Annotated in this window: 13 protein-coding genes and 1 pseudogene; 8 read left to right on the top strand and 6 right to left on the bottom strand. The window is 68.2% G+C overall.

Translation table 11 applies throughout. The annotated features are described in order from the left end of the window. Positions 1–28: 28 nt before the first annotated feature. A complete protein-coding gene (locus AC07NG_RS01125; RefSeq protein WP_494591604.1) occupies positions 29–2,875 on the bottom strand; it encodes a TIM-barrel domain-containing protein in 2,847 nt (948 codons plus the stop codon). Between the two features lie 14 nt (positions 2,876–2,889). On the opposite strand from AC07NG_RS01125, the pseudogene AC07NG_RS01120 reads away from it, so the two are divergent. Continuing rightward, positions 2,890–3,003: pseudogene (locus AC07NG_RS01120) on the top strand (hypothetical protein); the annotation flags it as partial. A gap of 18 nt (positions 3,004–3,021) precedes the next feature. On the opposite strand, the gene AC07NG_RS01115 reads toward AC07NG_RS01120, so the two are convergent. From AC07NG_RS01115 to AC07NG_RS01100, 4 genes are all read right to left on the bottom strand, one after another. Further along, complete coding sequence (locus tag AC07NG_RS01115) at positions 3,022–4,659, bottom strand: DUF5597 domain-containing protein (RefSeq protein ID WP_494591602.1); 1,638 nt, start codon at positions 4,657–4,659, stop codon at positions 3,022–3,024. Positions 4,660–5,149: 490 nt separating this feature from the next. Beyond that, the gene (locus tag AC07NG_RS01110) at positions 5,150–6,667 is read right to left on the bottom strand and encodes a tryptophan halogenase family protein (RefSeq protein WP_494591600.1); all 1,518 of its coding nucleotides are present in this window, start codon (positions 6,665–6,667) and stop codon (positions 5,150–5,152) included. A gap of 31 nt (positions 6,668–6,698) precedes the next feature. Then, entirely contained in the window at positions 6,699–8,213 is a 1,515-nt protein-coding gene (locus tag AC07NG_RS01105; protein WP_494591598.1) for a tryptophan halogenase family protein, read from the bottom strand. 121 nt (positions 8,214–8,334) lie between these two features. Continuing rightward, a complete protein-coding gene (locus AC07NG_RS01100; protein WP_494591596.1) occupies positions 8,335–11,199 on the bottom strand; it encodes a TonB-dependent receptor in 2,865 nt (954 codons plus the stop codon). A 401-nt stretch (positions 11,200–11,600) separates the two neighbouring features. Between AC07NG_RS01100 and AC07NG_RS01095 the strand changes: the two genes are divergently transcribed. The 7 genes from AC07NG_RS01095 (at position 11,601) to AC07NG_RS01065 (ending at position 20,787) form a co-directional block, all read left to right on the top strand. Beyond that, the gene (locus AC07NG_RS01095) at positions 11,601–12,542 is read left to right on the top strand and encodes a 2-dehydro-3-deoxygalactonokinase (protein WP_110117983.1); all 942 of its coding nucleotides are present in this window, start codon (positions 11,601–11,603) and stop codon (positions 12,540–12,542) included. After that, positions 12,529–13,149, top strand: coding sequence for a 2-dehydro-3-deoxy-6-phosphogalactonate aldolase (locus AC07NG_RS01090; protein ID WP_492855115.1), 621 nt, complete (start codon positions 12,529–12,531; stop codon positions 13,147–13,149). The genes AC07NG_RS01095 and AC07NG_RS01090 overlap by 14 nt, the downstream gene beginning before the upstream one ends. Positions 13,150–13,198: 49 nt before the next feature. Then, entirely contained in the window at positions 13,199–14,764 is a 1,566-nt protein-coding gene (locus AC07NG_RS01085; protein WP_492855116.1) for a sodium/sugar symporter, read from the top strand. Beyond that, positions 14,755–15,672 carry an SMP-30/gluconolactonase/LRE family protein gene (locus AC07NG_RS01080; protein WP_494591594.1) on the top strand — a complete coding sequence of 306 codons (918 nt, stop codon included), beginning with the start codon at positions 14,755–14,757 and terminating at the stop codon, positions 15,670–15,672. Before AC07NG_RS01085 ends, AC07NG_RS01080 begins: the two co-directional genes overlap by 10 nt. A gap of 17 nt (positions 15,673–15,689) precedes the next feature. Next, a complete protein-coding gene (locus AC07NG_RS01075) occupies positions 15,690–16,415 on the top strand; it encodes a FadR/GntR family transcriptional regulator (RefSeq protein ID WP_110117987.1) in 726 nt (241 codons plus the stop codon). 106 nt (positions 16,416–16,521) lie between these two features. Further along, on the top strand, positions 16,522–17,658 hold the full coding sequence (locus AC07NG_RS01070; protein ID WP_494591591.1) for an efflux RND transporter periplasmic adaptor subunit: 1,137 nt from the start codon (positions 16,522–16,524) through the stop codon (positions 17,656–17,658). A gap of 9 nt (positions 17,659–17,667) precedes the next feature. Further along, positions 17,668–20,787, top strand: coding sequence for an efflux RND transporter permease subunit (locus AC07NG_RS01065; RefSeq protein WP_494591590.1), 3,120 nt, complete (start codon positions 17,668–17,670; stop codon positions 20,785–20,787). 62 nt (positions 20,788–20,849) lie between these two features. On the opposite strand, the gene AC07NG_RS01060 is transcribed toward AC07NG_RS01065, so the two are convergent. After that, positions 20,850–22,187, bottom strand: coding sequence for an aminotransferase-like domain-containing protein (locus tag AC07NG_RS01060; RefSeq protein WP_494591588.1), 1,338 nt, complete (start codon positions 22,185–22,187; stop codon positions 20,850–20,852). Between the last annotated feature and the right edge of the window lie 53 nt (positions 22,188–22,240).

The following is a 22,240-nucleotide window of genomic DNA, read 5'->3' as shown; positions in this document are numbered from 1 at the left end:
GCCCTCGCTGGCTCACATGACGTGACCCCTACTTCCGGGTCAGCACCACCGGCTGGCCGTCGTATTCCACGGTCAGGTCGGCCGCCGCGTCGAAGTCGGTCGGCTTGGCGCCCTTGCCGATGAAGCGGACCTTGAAGACGCGCTTCTCGACCAGGCCCTTGAAGCCGCCCGAGCGGGCGCCGATGGTCACCCGACCGCTGGCGTCGTCATAGGAGATCGGCGTGCGGGCCCAGGCGCCGCGGGCGTAGCCGTTGGACAGGCCGTCGTCTTCATAGAGCTCGTACTTGCCGTCCTTGCCGGTGAAGACCAGCAGGGTGATCGGCGCGTCGGGCTTCTCGCCGACATACTGCTGCACCTGCGTGGTCGGCACGATGGCGCCGGCTTTCACGAACAGCGGCATGCGGGCCAGCGGCGCGTCGGCCTTGACCGTCTGGCCGCCCTTGAAGGCCTTGCCGGTCTCGAAGTCGTACCAGGTTCCGGCGGGCAGATAGACGCCGCGCGAGCGGGCCTTGAACGCCGTCACCGGGGCGACGAGGAAGTCGTCGCCGAACAGGTACTCGTCGTTGACGCTGCGGGCCTTCACGTCGGCCGGATAGTCCATCACCAGGCCGCGCATCATGCTGCCGTCGCGGTGATAGGTGTCGGCCGCCAGGGTGTAGACGTAGGGCATCAGCCGGTAGCGAAGCTCGTCGTACCAGGCCAGCGACTTGTAGACGTCGCTGCCTTCGTCGGCGAGTTCGTAGATCTCGCGGAACGGCAGCTCGCCGTGGCTGCGGAACAGAGGGCTGAAGGCGCCGAACTGGAACCAGCGCAGGTTCAGCTCCTGCCACTCGGCCCAGTGGGCGGGGTCCTTGCTCTCATAGCGCTTCTCGACCGAGAAGCCGCCGATGTCGGTGGTCCAGTTGGGAATGCCCGACATCGACAGGTTCACGCCGGCCGAGATCTGGTCGCGGAAGTCGTCCCAGCGGGCCACCACGTCGCCGCTCCACACCGCCGAGGCGTTGCGCTGCAGCCCGCCGAAGCCCGAGCGGGTCAGGATGAACGGACGGACGTCCGGGTTGTCCTTGATCTCGCCCTCATAGACGCCGCGGGTGTGCTCCAGGGCGTAGCTGTTGAAGTATTCCGCGCCTGGGCCGAGCGCCGTCGGGCTCATGCGCAGGGTGCGCTCGGGCACGTCGACATTGGAGTGCAGGTCGGGCTCGGAGGCGTCCATCCACCAGGCGTCGACGCCATAGACCTTCAGGTTCTTCTTCACCTGGCGCCAATAGATGTCGCGCGCTTCCTGGGTGTAGGGGTCGTAGAACGAGTTCAGATAGCCGGGGCCCACCCAATCCAGCGCGCCCTGCTCGACATTGCGGTGGTACATGTGACCGGCCGCGTCGAGCTCCTTGTAGTTGTCCGTGGTCGGATAGAACTTCGGCCAGATCGAGATCATGAAGTGGGCGTTCAGCCCATGGATGTCGTCAATCATCTTCTGCGGATCGGGGAAGCGCGTTTCGTCGAACTTGTGGGTGCCCCACTCGGGGTCTTTCCAGTAACGCCAGTCCATGACGATGTTGTCGAGCGGCAGGCCGCGCTTGCGGTACTCCTTCACCACGCCGACGATCTGGTCCTGGGTCTCGTAGCGCTGGCGCGACTGCCAGAAGCCGTAGGCCCAGCGCGGCATCATCACCGCCGACCCCGTCAGGTCGCGATAGCCGGCCACCACCTGGTCGAGGTCGTCGCCGCCGACATAGTAGTAGTCGATGGCCTTGCCGACTTCCGAGGTGAACTGCAGCGAGTGACGGTCCGCGCTCGGCATCGGGTCGTTGTGCAGCAGGCCGATATAGCCGTCGTCCGGCGTCCACTCGACGCGGATCTTGTGCTTCTTGCCCGGCGTCAGCTTGGCGTCGAAGTTGTGGTACCAGGGGTTCCAGTTCTGGCGCCAGCGGTCGATGACCAGGTGGCCGTCCAGCCAGACCTTGGCGTAGCTGCTCGAATAGAGCTTGAAATTGTGCTCGCCGGCCTTGTCGGTCTGGATCGCGCCTTCCCACACCACGGTCTGGCCGGGCTGGAGCTTCTTCTCGGCCGTCTGCAGCTCAGCCGGCCAGTTGGGCAGGTCCTTGAGGAAGCGGTAGTCGATGTCCTTCTCGACCCGCGTCACCTTCAACTGGCCGTTCTGGTAGTACTTGGCGGTGAAGCCGCCGGCCTTGCCGTCGGCGTCGAAGATCTTCAGGTCGCGCGAGGCGACGTCATAGGGGATCGGGTTGCCGAAGCGGGTGATCGAGTTGTTGTCCCACAGCAGGCCGTAGCCGCGCGATGACAGCAGCATCGGCACCGCGATCGAGCGATTGTACTGCAGCAGTTCGACGTCCTGGCCATTGTAGTCCATCTGGCCGTTCTGGTGCTGGCCCAGGCCATAGAAGGCCTCGTCCGTGCCCGGATTGAACTGCTGGCGAACGACGTAGAAGTCCTGCCCCTCGACCTTGGTCGGGGTAAAGGCGCCGCGGTCGCGCTCGCCCAGGATCTTGCGCCCCTTGGCGTCGAGGAAGTCGACCGTGCCGTCGCTCAGCGAGACCTGGGCGGTCGCCTTGGCCGTCTTCAGCGTCAGCACCCCGCCCTTGGCGTCGACCGTGAAGCCGGTCGCGACCGGCTTGGCCGTGACCATCAGGCTGGGCGGGGCGTCGAAGGTCTCGGTCGGCGAGGCGGTGACGTGGATGATCCGCTCGCCCATCACCTGCAGCCGGACCTTCTTGGCCGGGCCCGAGGCGGGGGTGACGACCACGCCGTCGGCGGTCTTCTCGAAGGCCCCGTCGAGGGCGAAGGCGCTGGTCGAGGCCAGCAGGGAGAGGGCCAGGCCCGCGGCCAGGCCGCCGCCCCGATAGATGCTGCGCATGTCTTCGTTCTTCCCTGTTCTCGTTCTTTTGTTGGGGTGAAAACCCCGCCCTTCGACAGGCTCAGGGTGAGGTTTTCAAATTCGAGGCCGGCAATGATCCTCATCCTGAGCTTGTCGAAGGACGAGGATCACGCACGGGAGACGACCTAGTAGGTCGCCAGCTTCACCTTCAGGATCTGCGGCAAGGTGGTCAGGTTCAGGCCGTAGTCGACCTGGTCGCCGTTCCAGACGCGGTCGAACACCCACAGGCCCGCCTCGTCGAAGTGGCCTTCCTCGACCCGCGAGACCATGAACTGCTCGCCCTTGGCCGAGCCGAAGGTCAGGCGGGCGCGATAGCCGGTGATCAGGAACTCGTCGGGGCCGAGCTGGGCGATCAGGGCGCCGGCGTCGGGGATCTCGCGGTCGGGCTGCTTCTCGGCCTTGGCCATCCACGGGGCCTCGATCGAGCCGAACTGCCATTCGCCGTAGGTGACGCGCACGTTCCAGCGGCCGCCCAGGTCGAGGGTCTCGGGCTTGCCGCCCTCCTGCTCGCCCACGCCCCAGACCTTGCCCTCGAACGAGAGCTTGGCCCACTCGCGGGCCATCGGGGCCAGCAGGCGATAGTGGACGCCGAAGTTCTCCAGCGTCTTGGCGTCGACCGTCTTGGCGCCGAGCGGATAGTTGGAATAGCCGGTGTAGTCGAGGCCGAACGGGGCGAAGCCGATGCCCTGATGGCCCAGCACGTCGTAGATGTAGCGGGCGTAGGCCTTGTCGCTGCCGATCTCGGGCACGAACAGCGGATTGTCGGCGCGGCCGTACTGCTCCAGCGTCTTCCGGACCTTCTCGCTCTCGCGCATGTAGATGTCGGGAGCCAGGGCGTCGATCGACGGGGCGGCGGCCTTCCAGACGTCGAGCACGTTCCAGGTCGGGCCGCCCGACGAATAGGTGAACGGGTCCTGGTCGTGGAAGGGGTCGCGCAGGGCGGCGTTGACGTACATCGGCAGCGGCAGTTCGCGCTTGCCGGCTTCGGCGATCTCATCGACATAGCGGCCTATCGACCAGGCGTAGAAGAACTCGTCGGCGTCCTTGCCGAACACTTCCTTCCAGGTCCCGGGCTTCTTGCCCATGGCCTTGACCAGCTCCTTCGGCACGGGGCCGTCGAAGATCTTCTGGGCGGTCGGCGAGAAGTCGCGGATGGCGCTGTAGGCCCCGACCTCGTTCTCGGGCTGGACCATGATCACGGTGTGATCCGGATCGGCCGCCTTCAGGTGGCGCATCAGCGCGACAAAGGCCTTCTTGTCGGCCTCCAGCGTCGCGCGGAAGTGCGGCGACAGCGAGTTCTTCATCTCGCCCTTGCCGTTGATCAGCCGGGGGAAGCGCTTGTTGTCGAGCTTGACCCATTCAGGGGCGTACTGCGGGCCGTTGTTCTTCCAGGTGGCGAACCACAGGATCACCAGCTTGGTGTCGTTCTCCCGGGCCTGCTTCAGCAGCAGATCGACATAGGAGAAGTCGAACTTGCCCTCGACCGGCTCGATCTGCTCCCAGGCGACCGGGATCTCCAGGGTGTTGGCGTTCAGGGCCTTCACGGCCGGCCACACCTTGGGCAGTTGCGAGGGATAGTTGGCGGCGTTGTTGGCCTGGACGCCCAGCATCAGGAACGGCTTGCCGTCGACCAGCAGGGCGTGCTTGCCGTTCTTGGTCACCAGCTTGGGCAGCGGGGCTTGGGCGAAAGCCGGGGCGGCCAGCGACAGGCTGAGGATCGCGCCTAGGGCGGCGAGCCCGTGCTTACGGGTTCGAAACGTCACGCGAAAACCTCCTGCTGGCCAGCCGGTCGGACCTTAAGCCTGCATCGAGCGTTCGCCGCGGAAGTAAGCGCTGTCAAAGGGAATGGACATGCCCCCTCGCCTCCTCCCGATCCGGCGGTCGCGCGAGAGACTTCAGCCCCGCCAACTCGTTACCGCTACCATTCTTATAAATAGGACAATTAGCCGAGGCGGCCGCGATTGCAACCGGTTTTCACGGCCTTCGCCGAGCGCCACGTCGCTCAGCAACTCTTTGTAACAGTTGGATAAAAGGCAAAAAAATCCGCGCATCGCCCGCAGGAGGCGATGCGCGGTTGAAAAGACTTCGCGCGAGACCGGGGAGGTGGTTCGCGCGGCGCGCTGGCAGACCTCGCAGGAGATCCGCACGGCCGAACAGTCGCTTTCGCGACCTCGGCGCCACTCGTCATATGTATAATCATACAAATGGCGGCGCAAGGGAATTGATAGCGTTGTCAGCCCATTTTTTGCGGGATCACGCCTCCGCGCGGCAATGGCTGGCGATGAACGCCTCGTGGGAAGGCAAGGCTTGCGCGGTCTGGCGCACCGCCGCCTGGATCGCGCCCAGCTGACCGCGCAGGGCCGCGCCGTCGATCAGGCTCGCCAAGGGGTCCAGGCGCTCGGGTCGCGCCCCCTGCCCCTCCAGCACCGCCAGCCAGCTGTGCTCCTTGAAGAGCTCGTTGGGCAGGACGTGGATCCGCCCGTGACCGCGATAGAGGTCGATCTTGCGCCGCAGGCTGTCGGGCAGGCTCATCGCCTGGCAGTAGCGCCACAGCTCGCTGTCGTCGCGCTCGCCGACGGCGTAGTGCAGGATGACGAAGTCGCGCGCCTCCTCGAACTCCTGCGCCGACAGCCGGTTGTATTCGTCGACCGTGGCCGGGTCGAAGTCGCGGTCGGGGAAGTAGCTGAACAGCCGCGTGATCGCCGTCTGGATCAGGTGGATGCTGGTCGACTCCAGCGGCTCGATGAAGCCCGACGCCAGGCCCAGGGCCAGGACGTTGCGGTTCCAGGCCTTACGGCGACGCCCCGGCGTGAAGCGCAGCGGACGCGGATCGGCCAGGGCCTCGCCGTCCAGCCCCGACAGCAGGGCCGAAGCGGCCTCGTCGTCGCTGATGTGGGCGCTGCAATAGACGTGGCCGTTGCCGGTGCGGTGCTGCAGCGGGATGCGCCAGCGCCAGCCGGCCGCCTCGGCCGTGGACCGCGTATAGGGCGTCAGCGGGCCGACGTTGGCGCTGGGAATCGCCAGGGCGCGGTCGCACGGCAGCCAATGGCTCCAGTCCTCGTAGCCGGTCTTCAGGGCCTGCTCGATCAGCAGTCCCCGGAACCCCGAGCAGTCGATGAAGAAGTCGCCTTCGATGCGGCGGCCGTCCTCCAGCGTCACGGCCTCGACGAAGCCGTCCTCGTCGCGCAGGGCGACGTCGACGATCTTGCCCTCCGTCCGCCGCGCGCCCCGCGCCTCGGCGAAGCGGCGCAGGAACTTCGCATAGAGCGAGGCGTCGAAATGGAAGGCGTAGCCGAAGGTCGAGAACACCGGCGGCGCCTGGCCGGCCGGCGGGCGCACGAAGCGGTTCAAAGCCGCGGCGCTGGCGGCCAGATTGTAGGCGTCAAGATCGTCCGCCACGCCCTCGGCCCTGGCCCGCAGCCAGGTCTGGTGGAACGGCGACAGCCCCATCGGCGCGCCGTAGGCCCCGAACGGGTGGAAGTAGCGACCGCCCTTGCGGCCCCAGTCGCGGAACTCGATGCCGAGCTTGAACGCCCCCTGGGTGGCGCGGATGAAGGCGTTCTCGTCAATACCGAGCAGGGCGTGGAAGAGATGCAGCGGCGGGATCGTCGCCTCCCCCACCCCGACCGTGCCGATCTCGTCGGACTCGACCACCTCGATCGCCCCGAACCGGCCGCCGACCAGCTGCGACAGGGCCGCGGCGGCCATCCAGCCAGCCGTGCCCCCGCCGACGACCACGATCTTGCGAAGGTTGCGATCGGTGTCCTGCATGCTTCCCTCCCCCAAGGGTCTAGTCGTTATGTCAGCCGATCGGCTCGGCCGCGCAATGCTGGGCGATGAACGCCGCCTGGGTCGGGATCGACTGGGCGGCATGGCGGATCACCGCCCGCCGGTGATCCATCAGCCGGCGCAACTCGGCCTCGGGAATGCGGTCGGCGAGCGGATCGTAGGTCTCGGGCACCACGCCCAGGCCGTTGTAGATCGAGATCCAGCTGGGCCGGGCGAAGCCGTCGCCCTCGTGGATCGCCACATGGCCGCGCGCCTTGTAGAGCGCGATCTTGGCCTTCAGGCTGTCGGGCAGCTCGACCTCGCGCACCTGCCGCCACATCGGCTCGTCCCGCTGGTTGATGCAGTAGTGCAGGATGATGAAGTCGCGGATGCGCTCGTATTCCTGGGCCGAGACGCGGTTGAACTCGTCGGCCAGCAACGGATCGCAGCGACGGTCGGGGAAGAATTCCAAGAGCCGCGCGATCCCGTTCTGGATCAGGCTGATCGAGGTGGATTCCAGTGGCTCCAGGAAACCGCCCGACAGGCCCACGGCCACGACGTTGCGATCCCAGAACTTCTTGCGACGGCCGGCCAGGAAACGCAGCGGACGCGGATCGTCCAGGGCGTCGCCATCAAGGTTCGACATCAGGGTGTCGGCGGCCCGCTGGTCGTCGACGAAGGCGCTGGAATAGACATAGCCGTTGCCGATGCGGTGCTGCAGCGGGATCCGCCATTGCCAGCCAGCCTCGCGGGCGGTCGAGCGGGTGTAGGGCGTCAGGCCGTCGCCGCCCAGCTTGCACGGCACGGCCAGGGCGCGGTCGCACGGCAGCCAGCGCGACCAGTCCTCGAACCCGGCCTTCAGGGTCCCTTCGATCAGCAGGGCGCGGAAGCCCGAGCAGTCGACGAAGAGGTCGCCCTCCACCCGCCGGCCGTCGTCCAGCACCACGGCCTCGACGAAGCCGTCGGCGCCGCGCAGGGCGACGTCGACGATCCTGCCCTCGGTGCGCACGACGCCCCGCGCCTCGGCGTAGCGGCGCAGGAAGGCCGCGTAGAGCCCCGCGTCGAAATGGTAGGCGTAGGAATAGTCGTGCAGCGGCGAGCGCGGATCGGGGCTGGGCGGGATGAAGCGGTTCAGCGCCGCCGCCGCCGTCGGCAGCGACCAGTCCTCCAGGCTGCTGTCGTCGCCCAGGGCCCGCAGGCGCCGCCACAGCTGGTGGGCCTGCACCTGCTCGTGGTCGGCCCCGAAGTCGCCGAAGCCGTGGAAATAGCGGTGGCCGACCCGGCCCCAGTCGCGGAAGTCGATGCCCAGCTTGAAGCTGGCCTGGGTCTGGCGGATGAACTCGACCTCGTCGAGGCCCAGCTTTTCGTTGAAGTTGCGGATGGTCGGGATGGTGGCCTCGCCGACGCCGACCGTGCCGATGGCCTCGGACTCCACGACCTCGACCTGCACCGTCGGGCTGACCAGCAGCCGGCTGAACGCCGCGGCCGTCATCCAGCCGGCGGTGCCCCCGCCCACCACGACGACCTTGCGAATAGGCTGATCCAACACGCGCCCTCCCACACAGGCGTCCTCTTGCGCGACGCCCCTCAACAAAAAAGCCCTCCGACGGCCCCGACCATAGCTGGTCCGGATCGTCGAAGGGCCCTTTTTCAGGTCAAGTCAGACCGCCTTAGAAGGCGGCGCGGACCGCGAAGGCCACGCGACGGTCGGTCTCCACCCAGTTGTAGGGAGCGACGCGTTCCGGATAGCCGACCTCGAGGACAGTGCGTTCCTTGAGGATGTTCGTGGCCTGGACGCCGACCTTGTACTGCTTGTTGATGCTGTAGAAGACCGAGCCGTCCAGCTGGCCGTAGTCACGCGACCAGACCGGAGCGTTGACGTTGGCCGCCGAGCTGGTCAGCAGGTAGCGCTGACGCCAGTTGTAGGCCAGGCGGGCCGAGATGCCGTACTTTTCGTACATCACGGCGACGTTGTAGCTGCGGCCCGACATGCCTTCGATCGGCAGCTTGGAGTTGGCCGCGCCCACCTGGGTGCTGTCGAACACGCTGGCCGGAGCGTTGGCCCCGCCCTCGTTGTCGATGAAGGTGTAGTTGGCCTGCACGCCGATGCCCGACAGGGCGCCCGGCAGGAAGTCGTAGAACTGCTGGTAGCCGATCTCGAAGCCCTGGACCGAACCGTCCGAACCGTTGGCGTAACGGGTGACGGCGAAGTCGATCGACTGGCCGTTCTGGACGTAGGTCTCGGTGCTGGTGGCGGTGTAGATGTAGTCTTTGATGTTCTTGCGGAACAGCGCCAGCGTCAGGCTGCCGGTCGGCGCGAAGTACCATTCGGCGCTGAGGTCGAACTGGTTGGCCTTGGTCGGACGCAGGTTCGGATTGCCGCCGGTGCCGGTCGCCCACAGAGTGGTCGCCGTGGTGCCGCTGGTGGCGAAGTTGAAGCCCAGGGTCGTGTAGGGCTGCAGCTGCACCATCGTCGGACGCACGACGGCCTTCGAGGCGGCGAAGCGGATCTGCAGTTGCGGCGTCACGTGCCAGCGCAGGTTCAGGCTGGGCAGGACGTCGGTGTAGTCGTTGTTGGCGCCCGCGGTGGTCAGGGTGCCGCTGCCGAAGGCCACGGCGGCGTTGCAGTGCGCGAGGTCGGCGGCGATGACGCCGGTGGCGCAGCTGGTGGTCGGGGCGCTCGAAACCGCGGCGCCGGCGCCGGCGGTGGCTTCGGTCTTCACGATCCGGACGCCGATGTTGCCGTCGAGCGGCATGTTCGTGCCGAACGGGGTGTCGGAGCCGAAGCGCAGCAGGCCGTAGCCGGCGTAGGTCTTCTCGTTCTGATTATTGTTGTTGGCGTCGGCGTAGGTGGTGACCGGCGACCAGCCCCAGCCGGCCGTCTCGGTCGACTTCAGCAGGTTGTAGGCGTTCTGGGCGCCGTTGGTGACCACGCTGGCGGTCGGGAACCAGGCCACGCCCGGAACCTGCACGTCGCCGCCGAAGAAGTTCTTGAAGGTGTAGAGCTCGGACAGGTTCGAGGTGGCGCTGTCGGTCAGGTAGACCGGCGTGCCGCCGCCCCAGTACTGGGCGCTCAGCAGGCTCCAGTTCCAGCTCGACTCGCGGGATTCGAATTCCTTGTCGGTGGCGCGGACGCCGAACCGGAAGGTCTTCAGCCAGCCGTCTTCCGGGAACTCGTAGGTCACGTCGAGGCGGGCGGCCTTTTCGGAGGCTTCGCTCTCGTCGATGTGGTCCATGGCCGCGGCCCAGTAGTACTGGGATTTGACGTAGGTGTTGTTGGCGCCGACCGTCGTGACCGTGGGCACGCTGGTGTTGAGGTTCCAGTTGACGTCCGGCAGGTCGCCGTCGACGCCGGCGTTGTCCTGCAGCTGGGTGAAGACGGTCAGGCTCGAGGTCTTCGAGGTCGACTTCACGTATTGCAGGTCGCCCGAGATCGTCCAGGCGTCGTTGACGAACCACTTGCCGTTCAGGGCGATGTCGGCCGTCTTCTTGTGGCCTTCGCCGGCGCGGGTGTCGGCGGTGTACTGGGCGTCATAGACGGTGCCGCCGGTGAACACGCCGTCCGAGTTGTAGGTGTAGCCGTTGGCGTTGCTCTGGCTCATCGTGTTTTCCACGAGAGCGGCGCGCTCCAGGTCCTTCGGATTGGCCTTCGAGCCCATGGCCTGCAGGGTGAACTCGAACTTGTCGTTCGGACGCCATTGGGCGGCGAAGGCCAGGGATTGGCGCTTCTGCTCCCAGTCGACCGAACGCCAGCCCATGGCCTTGGGCACATAGACGGTCTTGCCGTTGACGGTCATCGGGTCGTAGCGGTCGACCGAGATGCTGTTGGTGCGGTTGCCGACTTCCGAATAGCTGTAGGCCAGCAGGGCGCCGAATTCGCCGATGTTGGTGTCCCAACGATCGCTGGCGATCACGTTGCCCGAGTAATAGCCCTTCTTCTGAAGTTCGCCGTAGTTGTAGTCGCCCGAGAAGGCGAACAGGCGGCCCTTCTGGTCGAACGGCACGCGAGTGCGCAGGTTGACGGTGCCGCCGATGCCGCCTTCGATCATGTCGGCCGACGGGTTCTTGTAGACGTCGACGCCGGCCAGCAGGTCGGCCGACACGTCTTCGAAGCTCAGGCCGCGGCCGTTCTTGGCCGAGAAGATGTCACGGCCGTTGGTTTCCGAACGCACCCACGACAGGCCGCGAATGGCCACGCCGCCGCCTTCCGCGGCCATCCGGGCCGGGTCGCGCGCTTCGTTGGTGCGTTGCAGGGTGATGCCCGAGATGCGCTGCAGGGCTTCCGAGACCGAACGGTCCGGCAGGGCGCCGATGTCGACGGCGGTGATCGAGTCGACGATCACTTCGGCGTTCTGCTTGATCTTCTGGGCCGACTGGATCTGGGCCCGCTGACCGGTGACCACGATCTCTTCGACCTGGGTGTCTTCGGTGGTCGTAGCGGCGGTCTGCGCCAGCGCTGTCAACGGAGCCACGGCGCACAGCGCCAGGACCGAAGCGCCGAACATGAAACGATGTGAGTTATTGAGGCGTCGCATGCCCGTTTCCTTCCCCAGTAGGTGAATCCGCCCCGGCGTTCTCATCGGCGCCGGTGACGTGCGGGACAACCCGCCCCGCACAATCTGATTGGTAGCTATAGTCATATAATTGTGGTCATCAAGCCAAAATTGATAGCGCTATCATTTCCGCTATAGGCGCCGCTTTTGGGTCACAGGCGCAAACGCTACAAACCTAAACCCCTAGGCGAAACAATGGTCTGACCACACTCGAAGGAGGCTGGACCACCCTGCCGTTTGCGCCGATCATTATTATATTATAAATGCCTTGCGACCCGGCGTGAAAGACTCCCGCCAGGCGCGCGTTTAGGGACGAACATGACGCAGGCTGACGACTCCGGACGGCTTCACCAGGGAAGCGCTCGAAACGGGGGAGCCTGCTGATGGTCGCGTCCGATCCGTCCATCACCATCTTCGGCGACTGGGGCACCTCGCGCCTGCGGCTCTATCTGCGCCAGGGCAAGAGCGTGCTGGACCGTCGCGACGGTCCCGGCATCGGCTCGCTGAGCGCCTCGCCCGAGCAGACCTTCCTCGACCTCGTCGGCGACTGGCGTGAAGCCGGTCCCGAGACGATCCTGCTGTGCGGCATGGTCGGCTCGCGCAACGGCTGGGTCGAAGCCCCCTACGCCCCCTGCCCCGCCAACGCCGCGGCGATCACCGAGCGTCTGGTCAAGGTCGAGGCCCAGGGCCTGACCGTCTCGATCGTGCCGGGCCTGTCGTGCACCAACCCGCTGGGCGGTCCCGACGTGATGCGCGGCGAGGAGACCCAGATCCTCGGCGCCCTGGCGCTGAACCCGGAACTGAAGACCGGCCGCCACCTGCTGGCCATGCCCGGCACCCACACCAAGTGGGTCGTGGTCGAGGACGGGGCGATCACCTCGTTCCTGACCGCGCCGGTCGGCGAGGTCTTCGCCATACTGCGCGAGCACTCGATCCTGGCCAAGGCCGCCGCCGGCGACGCGCCCGCGACGCCGGAAGGCTTCGACCTGGGCCTCTCGCGGATCACCGACAAGGGCGCGGCCCTGCTGCCCCACCTGCTGTTCGAGACCCGCAGCCGCCAGCTGATCGACGGCCTGCCCAAGGCCGACGCCATGGGCTTCCTGTCGGGCCTGCTGATCGGCGCCGACGCCGCTGGCGCGGCCGGCTGGTTCGGCCAGCTCGGCAAGGTCGCCCTGATCGGCGCCCCGGCCCTGAACGTCCTCTACGCCAAGGCCATCGCCGCCGCCGGCGGCGACAGCTTCGAGATCGACGGCGACGCCGCCGTTCTCGCCGGCCTATCCTCCCTGTCCACCTCATTGACGCGTGATGCCCATGTCCTTGCCTGACGCCCCGCCCATCGTCGCCATCCTGCGCGGTGTGAAGCCCGACGAAATCGTCGAGATCGCGGGCGCGCTCGTCGACGCCGGCATCGGCTACATCGAGATCCCGCTGAACTCGCCCGAGCCGCTGGTCAGCATCGGCAAGCTGTGCGAGGCCTTCGGCGACAAGGCCCTGTGCGGCGCGGGCACCGTCCTGACCCCGCAGGCGGTCGACGACGTGGCCGCGGTCGGCGGCAAGCTGATCGTCACCCCCAATATCGACCCCGAGGTCATCGCCCGCGCCGTCGAGCTGGGCCTGACCGTCATGCCCGGCTTCTCGACCCCGACCGAGGCCTTCACGGCCGTGAAGGCGGGCGCGAAGGCGCTGAAGCTCTATCCGGCCGGCTCGTTCGGCCCGGGTCACCTGAAGGCCGTGCGCGACGTCCTGCCCAAGGACATCGCGGTCTACGCGGTCGGCGGCGTCGGCGCGGCCAACCTCAAGCCCTGGCTCGACATCGGCGTGGCCGGCATCGGCGTCGGCGGCGAACTCTACCGTCCGGGCTACACGGCGGCCGAAGTCGGCGAACGCGCCCGCGCCCTGGTCGCGGCCTGGACTGCGCAGACCGGCGGCTGAGCCGTCTAACGATCATAACGAAGAGCAGCCCTAAAGGGGGGAAGCCCACGTGAAGAACCTAGCAACCATCGATCTCGTCATCCTGGCGATATACGCCGTGGCCATCTTCGGCCTGGCGCAGTGGGTTTCCCGCGACAAGGGCGGGCACAAGAAGAACTCGACCGACTACTTCCTCGCGTCGAAGGCTCTGCCCTGGTGGGCGATCGGCGCCTCGCTGATCGCCGCCAACATCTCGGCCGAACAGATCATCGGCATGAGCGGCTCGGGCTACGCCATCGGCCTGGCCATCGCCTCCTACGAGTGGATGGCGGCCCTGACCCTGCTGATCGTCGGCAAGTTCTTCCTGCCGATCTTCCTGAAGAACGGCATCGTGACGATGCCGCAGTTCCTGGAGCAGCGGTACGGCCCCAGCGTGCGGACCCTGATGGCGCTGTTCTGGCTGGGCCTCTACGTCTTCGTGAACCTGACCTCGATCCTGTGGCTGGGCTCCATCGCCGTGCACACCGTCACGGGCATGGACCAGATGTGGGCCCTGGTCGCCATCGGCGTCTTCGCCCTGGCCTACCAGCTGTGGGGCGGCCTCAAGGCCGTGGCCCTGACCGACATCGTCCAGGTGGCCCTGCTGGTGCTTGGTGGCCTGATCATCGTCTTCCTGTCGCTCAGCAAGATCGGCGGCGACGGCGGCGTGGTCGCGGGCTTCACCCACCTGACCAGCCAGTTCCCCGAACACTTCGACATGATCCTCGACAAGGCCAGCCCGCACTACAAGGAGCTGCCGGGCCTGTCCGTGCTGTTCGGCGGCCTGTGGGTGATGAACGTCAGCTACTGGGGCTTCAACCAGTACATCATCCAGCGCGCCCTCGGCGCCAAGGACCTGCCGGAAGCCCAGAAGGGCATCGCCTTCGCGGCCTATCTGAAGCTGCTGATGCCGGTCATCGTGGTCATCCCGGGCCTCGCCGCCCTGGTGCTGGCTCCCGGCCTGGCCAAGCCCGACCAGGCCTATCCGGAGATGATGAAGCTGCTTCCGCCCGGCCTGCTGGGCCTGGTGTTCGCCGCCCTGGTGGCCGCGATCGTCGCGTCGCTGGCGGCCAAGATCAACTCGATCGCCACCATCTTCACCCTCGACCTCTACGCCAAGACCCGCAAGGACTCGAGCGAGCGCCACCTGGTGCTGGTCGGCCGCATCACCGCCGTCGTGGCCGTGATCATCGGCATCCTGTCGGCCAAGCCCCTGCTGGGCGGCGCCGACCAGGTCTTCCAGCGCATCCAGGAGTACACCGGCTTCTTCACCCCGGGCATCGTGGTGATCTTCATGCTGGGCCTGTTCTGGAAGCGCGCCACCACCGCCAGCGCCCTGGTGGCCACGGCCGGCTCGGTGATCCTGTCGCTGGCCCTGAAGTTCGGCCTGCCCGACATGCCGTTCATGAACCGCGTCGGCCTGGTCTTCGTGCTGGCCCTGATCGCGGCCGTCGTCGTCTCGCTGGTCGCCCCGCAGAAGAAGGAGGTGAACGTCGTCAGCCTGGAGGGCGTCACCTACAAGACCACGAAGGGCTTCAACATCGCCGGCGTGGGCGTGATCCTGATCCTCATCGCCCTGTACGCCACGTGGTGGTGATCTCCAGCCAGACGCCGGCCGCGATCATCGCGGCCGGCGACGTGCTCGGCGAGGGGCCGGTGTGGGACATCCACGCCGGCCGCCTGCTGTGGACCGACATCCAGAGCCGCCGCCTGCGCGCCTTCGACCCCGCCAGCGGCGCGGTCGAAACCTTCGCCGCCCCCGAGCGCATCGGCTCGATCGCCCTGCTTCCGAATGACGCCGGCCGCGTCGTCGCCGCCTTCGAGACGGGCCTTGGCCTGTTCGACCTGGCCTCGGGCCAGGTCGAGTGGCTGCATCGCGTCGAGGCGCAGGCCAACGGCCGCCGCTTCAACGACGGCCGCGTCGATCGCTCGGGCCGCTTCTGGGCCGGGACCATGGTCGAGGACGAGGCCATCCGGCACCTCGCGCAGGCCAGCGTCTGGCGTCTGGACCACGCCGGCGACTTCACCGCCCACTTCGGCGGCGTGCAGATCGCCAACGGCCTGGCCTTCAGCCCCGACGGCAAGACCGCCTATTTTTCCGACAGCCCGCTGCAGACCATCTTCGCCTTCGACCTCGACGAGGACGGGACGTTGAGCAACCGCCGGGTCTTCGCCGAGGTGACCGAGGGCTATCCCGACGGGGCCACGGTCGACTCCGAAGGCTGCCTGTGGAGCGCCCGCTGGGCCGCCGGAACCGTTGTGCGCCATGCGCCCGACGGCCGCGTGCTGGAGACCCTGCACGTCCCCGCCAGCCAGCCCACCTGCGTGGCGTTCGGGGGAGACGACCTGCGCACGCTGTATGTCACTTCGGCCCGCGACGAGCTCTCGGAAGACGAATTGGTCAGACAACCGCGCGCGGGCGATGTATTCGCTTATGACGTGACCGTTCCGGGTCTGCCCGAACCACGTTACACAGGGGCGATTCGTTTCGCGTCCGACGTATAGAAAAGAAGACTTTGGCGATGCGCACCCAGCCTGGACTGAGCCTCACCTACGGCCTCGTGGAATCTCTTGGTCAGGCCATCGTCACGGGCGAATACGCCGAGATCGGCTTTCCGACCGAAGGCGAACTGTCCAAGAAGTTCGGGGCCAGCCGCACGGTGACGCGCGAGGCGGTGAAGATGCTCACCGCCAAGGGCCTGCTCAGCGCCCGCCCCCGCCACGGCACGGTGGTCGAGCCGGAAGCCAACTGGAACCTGCTCGATCCCGACGTGCTGCGCTGGCTGCTGGAGCGCAAGTTCAGCCTGCGCCTGCTGTCGGACTTCACCGAGATGCGCCTGGGGATCGAGCCGGTGGCCGCGGCCCTGGCCGCCCGCAACGCCGACGAGGCCGGCCTGGAGGCCATCCGCAAGGGCCTGGCCCGGATGAAGGCCGCCGCCGAGGGCGAGGACGATCCGCTGACCGCCGACATCGCCTTCCACATCGCCATCCTCAGCGCGACCAAGAACCCGTTCTACAGCGAGCTGCACGAGCTGGTGAACACGGCGCTGCGGATCTCGATCCGCTTCACCAACCGCATCAAGGGCCGCACGGCCTCGATCCCCTCGCACGAGGATGTGGCCAACGCCATCATCGCCCGCGACGCCGTGGCCGCCCAGACCGCCATGCAGGCGATCATCGTCGACGTGCTGGAGCTGATCCGCGCGGCCTCGGCGACCGAGGCGCAGGGCGCGCGCAAGGAAGCCTGACCCCCTCCGCCTGCCCGCTGGACGCGCCTTACCCCGATTTAATTCGGCGAACCCGGTTTCTCGTCTAGAAGACCCAGCTGGGACTTCGGCGAAAAAGGGGCAGGTCGTGGGTTACGGGTTCAAGGGGTCTTTCGGGCGCACGACGGCGCTGGCCCTGGTTCTGACGGTTTCCGCCGTCGGCCTTTCCGCCTGCGGCAAGGAAAAGAAGGCCGAGGCCAAGGGCAAGAAGCCCGTCGCCGCCCAGACGGTCAGCGTCGCGCCGGTCGCCGTGCTGCCCCTGCCCCGCGTGGTCAACGCCTCCGGCACCATCTCGGCCTGGGAAGAGGTGCCGGTCGGCGCCGAGACCGGCGGCCTGACCGCCGTCGCCGTCAACGCCGAGGAAGGCCAGTTCGTCCGCCAGGGCCAGGTGCTGGTCGCCCTCAACGACACCCTGCTGCGCGCCCAGCTGCGCCAGCAGGAAGCCGCCGTCGCCAGCGCCCGCGCCACCCTGGCCGAGGCCGAAGCCTCTCTGCGCCGCTCGCGCGAGCTGCAGGCCAAGGGCTTCCTGTCGGCCTCCTCGCTCGACACCGCCACGGCCAAGCAGGCCACCGCCGCCGCCCAACTGGCCTCGGCCCAGGCCGCCCAGGGCGAAACCACCGCTCGCCTGGCCCAGGCCTCGATCCGCGCCCCGGTCTCGGGCCTGATCGTCCGCCGCAGCGTCACCAAGGGCCAGATCGTCAGCGCCGGCAGCGAGCTCTTCCGCATCGTCCGCGACGGCCGCCTGGAGCTGGACGCCGAGATCCCCGAGACCGACCTCGGCGTGGTCAAGGCCGGCATGCCCGCCCGCATCGCTTCCGAGCAGGTCGGCCAGGCCGAAGGCCGCGTGCGCCTCGTCACCTCCGAGGTCGACACCCAGACCCGCCTGGGCGTGGCCCGCATCGCCCTGTCGTCGATGGGCGCCTTCCGCCCGGGGATGTTCGCCCGCGCCCAGATCCAGGCCGGCGACCAGGCCTCGCCCGTCGTGCCCAGCGCCTCGATCCTCTATCGCCAGAACCAGGCGGGAGTGTTTCTGATCGACGCCCAGCACAAGGCCCAGTTCCGCAAGGTCGCCGTCCTCGCCCGCACGGGCGAGGTCACCGCCGTCGACGGCGTGCAGGCCGGCGAGCGCGTGATCGTGCAGGGCGCCGGCTTCCTGGGCGACGGCGACGCGGTGCGGGTGTCGGGCGTGCTGCCCGCGCCCACCCTTTCCGCCGCCAAACGCTAGGGCCGGCCGATGAACGCCAATAACATCTCGCGCTGGGCGATCAAGAATCCGATCCCCGTCCTGATGCTTTTCGTGATGCTGACGATCACCGGGATCTCCGGCTTCGCCAGCATGCGGATCAACAACAACCCGGACGTCGACCTGCCGCTGGTGGTGATCTCGGCCTCGCGACCGGGCGCCGCCCCCAGCGAGCTGGAGACCCAGGTCACCCGCCTGATCGAGGACTCGGTCGCGGGCCTGGGCCAGGTGCGCCACATCACCTCGACCGTGGGCGACGGCTACTCGTCGACCATGATCGAGTTCGAGCTGGGGGTCGACCACGAGCGCGTCACCAACGACGTGCGCAACGCCATGTCCAACCTGCAGTCCGCCCTGCCGCAGGACATGCAGATCCCCAACGTCACCCGCATCGACATCTCCGGCGACCCGCTGATCACCTATGTGGTCAAGGGCCCGAACATGACGCCCGAGCAGCGCAGCTGGTTCGTCGACAACGACGTCGCCCGCACCCTGCTGGCCATCAAGGGCATCGGCGAGGTCAATCGTCTCGGGGGCGTCAGCCGCGAGATCCAGGTCGCCCTGGATCCCGACCGCCTGTCCGCGCGCGGCGTCACCGCCGCCGCCGTCAGCCAGGCCCTGGCCAGCACCAACGCCGACCTGCCCGGCGGCCGGGTGACCGTCTCGGGCTCCGAGCGCGCCATCCGCACCCTGGGCGCGGCCGGCTCGGTGGACCAGCTTCGCGAGACCCGCATCCCGCTGTCCTCGGGCGGCACCGTGCGCCTGGGCGACCTCGGCGAGGTCACCGATCGCTGGGCCGAGCCGCGCAACCGCGCCCGCGCCGACAACCAGGAAGTCGTGACCTTCAACATGGTCCGCTCGCGCGGCGCCAGCGAGGTCAAGGTCGCCGAGAAGGTCCGCAAGGCCATCGAGAAGCTCGACAAGGAGCATCCCGAACTGACGATCACCGAGCTGACCTCGAACGTGAAGTACATCGAGGAAAGCTACTGGGCGTCGATGGAGGCCCTGGTCCTCGGCGCCGTCCTGGCGGTCATCGTCGTGTTCATCTTCCTGCGCGACTGGCGCGCCACCTTCCTGGCGGCCGTGGCCATTCCGCTGTCGCTGCTGCCGACCTTCGCGATCATGGCTCCGCTGGGCCAGTCGCTGAACGGCGTCACCCTGCTGGCCCTGTCGCTGACCGTGGGCATCCTGGTCGACGACGCCATCGTCGAGATCGAGAACATCGTCCGCCACATGCGGGGCGGCAAGTCGCCCTACAACGCGGCGATGGAGGCCGCCGACGAGATCGGCCTGGCCGTGGTGGCCACCACCTTCACCATCGTGGCGGTGTTCGCCCCGACCGGCTTCATGCCCGGGATCATCGGCCAGTTCTTCAAGGCCTTCGCCCTGGCCGCCTGCGTCTCGGTGCTGTTCTCGCTGCTGGTCGCCCGCATGCTGACGCCGCTGATGGGCGCCTACATGCTCAAGCCGCACCACAAGCCCGACACCGACCCGTTCTGGATGCCGGGCTATCTGCGCGCCCTCAACTGGTCGCTGCGGAACAAGTGGAAGGTGCTGATCATCGGCTTCGTCAGTTTCGTCGCGTCGCTGGCCCTGATCCCGCTGCTGCCCTTCGAGTTCCAGCCGGCGGCCGACCGCGGCCGCGCGCCGTTCTCGATCGAGCTGCCGCCCGGCTCCACCCTCGACGAGACCGACGCCATCGCCCAGCGCGTCTCCCGCGAGCTGAAGGCCCGTCCGGAAGTGAAGAGCGTCTACGCCTCGGTCGGCAACGACGGGGTCAACAAGGCGCGCGTCACCGCCGACCTCGTGCCCAAGGGCGAGCGGATGAACCAGCAGCTGTTCACGCGCCAGATGGTCGACCAGTTCAAGGCGATCCCCGGCGCCCGCATCGGCGCGGGCAGCAACAGCGGCGGCGGCCCCGGCGACGGCGGCAGCTACACCCTGCGGCTGGTCGGCGACGACGGCCCCGAACTGGAGGCCGCCGCGCGCAAGGTCGAGGCCGAGATGCGCTCGGTCCCGGGCCTGGCCAACGTGGTCAACACCGCCTCGATCGCCCGTCCGGAGATCATCGTCACCCCGCGTCCCGACCAGGCCGCCCGCATGGGCGTCTCGGCCGGCGCGATCTCGCAGGCCGTGCGGGTGGCGACCATCGGCGACGTCGACCAGTCGCTGCCCAAGTACAATCTGGGCGACCGCCAGGTGCCGATCCGCCTGCGCCTGACGCAGAACGCGCTCGAGGACCTGTCGGTGCTGGAGACCCTGAAGGTGCCCTCGTCCAGCGGGGCCTCGGTGCCGCTGAACGCGGTGGCCGACATCCGCTTCGGCGCGGGTCCCTCGCAGATCAACCGCCAGGACCGCTCGCGCGTGGCCGAGATCACCGCCGAACTCGACGGCATCGTGGTCGGCGACGCCTCCAAACGGGTGCACGCCCTGCCCTCGGTCAAGTCGTTGCCCAACGGCGTCAAGGAAGTGGCCGCCGGCGACGCCGAGTTCATCGCCGAGATGATCTCCGGCTTCGTCATGGCCCTCGTGACCGGCCTGCTGCTGATGTACGTCGTGCTGGTGCTGCTGTTCCGCAGCTTCGCCCACCCGGTGACCATCATGGCCGCCCTGCCGCTGGCCATCGGCGGCGCCTTCGCCCTGCTCAAGCTGGTCAACAGCAGCTTCTCGATGTCGAGCCTGATCGGCATCCTGATGCTGATGGGCATCGCCGCCAAGAACTCGATCCTGCTGGTCGAGTACGCGATCATGGCGATGAAGGACGGCAAGATGACCCGCCGCGAGGCCTTGATCGACGCGGCCCACAAGCGGGCCCGACCGATCCTGATGACCACCGTGGCCATGGGCGCGGGCATGGTGCCGGTGGCCATCGGCTTCGGCGCCGACGTCGAGTTCCGGGCCCCGATGGCGATCACCGTCATCGGCGGCCTGATCACCTCGACCTTCCTGTCGCTGCTCTACATCCCGGTGGTGTTCGTGTTCATGGACCAGGTGAAGAACTGGTCGAACAAGCTGATGGGGCGGTTCTTCCATCACTCGCACCACGCGCCGGCGCCGACCGGCGAGGCGGCCCCCGCCGGTCACGGTCCGCAAGGACCGCTGGTCGACTAAGCCGGTCAAAGACGATCGAAGGGGCGGACTTCCGGGTCCGCCCCTTTTTCGTGCCCGCGATCCTAGGCCAGACGCCGCAGGGCCGAGGCCAGCACGGTCCGCTTGCCCGGCGCGCCCAGCGACAGCCGCGCGCCGTCCATGGCGGTTCCTGGGGCGGCGATCCCGGGCGCGGCGAACAGGGCGGCGGGCGCCAGCGACAGTCCCTCGGGCGGTCGCGCCTCCACCCGGTCCAGCCAGACGTGCAGGCAGCCGGCCGGGCCGATCGCGCGCGGCAGGATCTCGGCGGCCAGGGCGCGCCGGGCCAGCGCCTCGATCCGCACCCCGGCCAGGATCGCCTGCGCCGTCCCCTCGCGGATCCAGGCCGTGGCCACGGCCGCCATCAGCGGCGCGGGCATCTGGCACAGGGCGTGGCCGGCGGCGGCCAGGCGCTCGGCGGCCTCTGCATGGGGCGCGGCGACATAGGCGATGCGCAGGCCCGGAGTCAGGGCCTTGGCCAGGGTCGCCACATGCCACGTCCGTTCGGGCGCCAGGCGGGCCAGGGCCGCCGGCGCCGGATCGGGCAGCCGGCCATAGGCGTCGTCCTCGACGATGCGGACGCCGGCGCGGGCGCAGACCTCGACGATCGCCGCCCGCCGCGCGGGGCTCATGGTCGCCGTGGTCGGGTTCTGCCAGGTCGGGGTGACGACCACGAGCCGCGCGCCGCTCGTGGCCAGGCGCTCGGCCAGGGCCTCGGGGATGAGCCCCTCCCCGTCCATCGGACAGGCGACGGCGCGCACGCCGCGCGCGGCCAGGGCCGCAAGCAGGCCGGGATAGGTCAGGGCCTCGACCACCACGGCGTCGCCCGGCGCGGTCTCCACCGCCAGGATCGCGGAAAGGGCCGCCTGGGCGCCGGCGCAGACCACGACCCGCTCGGGATCCACCGCGCCCAGTCCCGGCGCCAGCCAGGCCGCGCCCGCCGCCCGCTGCGCCAGCGAGCCGGGGCCGGCGTGATAGGCCATCAAGGTCGCAGGATCGGTGCGGGCCAGCACCGCCGCCGTCGTCTCGCGCAGCAGCGCGGCCAACGACAGGCCCTCCGGCTGCGGCGGCAGGTTCATCGACAGATCGACGCGCCCGGCCTCCTCTTCGCCCACCCGCCGACGCACGAAGGTGCCGCGCCCAGCCGTTCCCTCCACCAGCCCCTGCTCGCGGGCCAGGGCGTAGGCGCGGGTGACGGTGGTGAAGTCGACGCCCAGCAGGCCCGCCACCGTCCGCTGCGGCGGCAACTGCTCGCCGGCCGACAGCTCGCCGTCGGCGATGGCGCCGCGCAGGGCCTCGAACAGCCGGCGGTAGATCGGCCCCTCGCCCGCGGCCACGCGCCGCAGCCAGGCCGCCCCCGCCGGAAGATCCCTTGCGTCGCCCATCATTGATCCATACATTTATCACACAATGTATGGATCAATTTTCGGATTGTAGG

The sequence above is a fragment of the Caulobacter sp. GW821-FHT10C03 genome, assembly GCF_059415485.1.
Note: the sequence above shows the minus strand (reverse complement) of the source record. Positions and strands in the feature narration are given on the sequence as shown.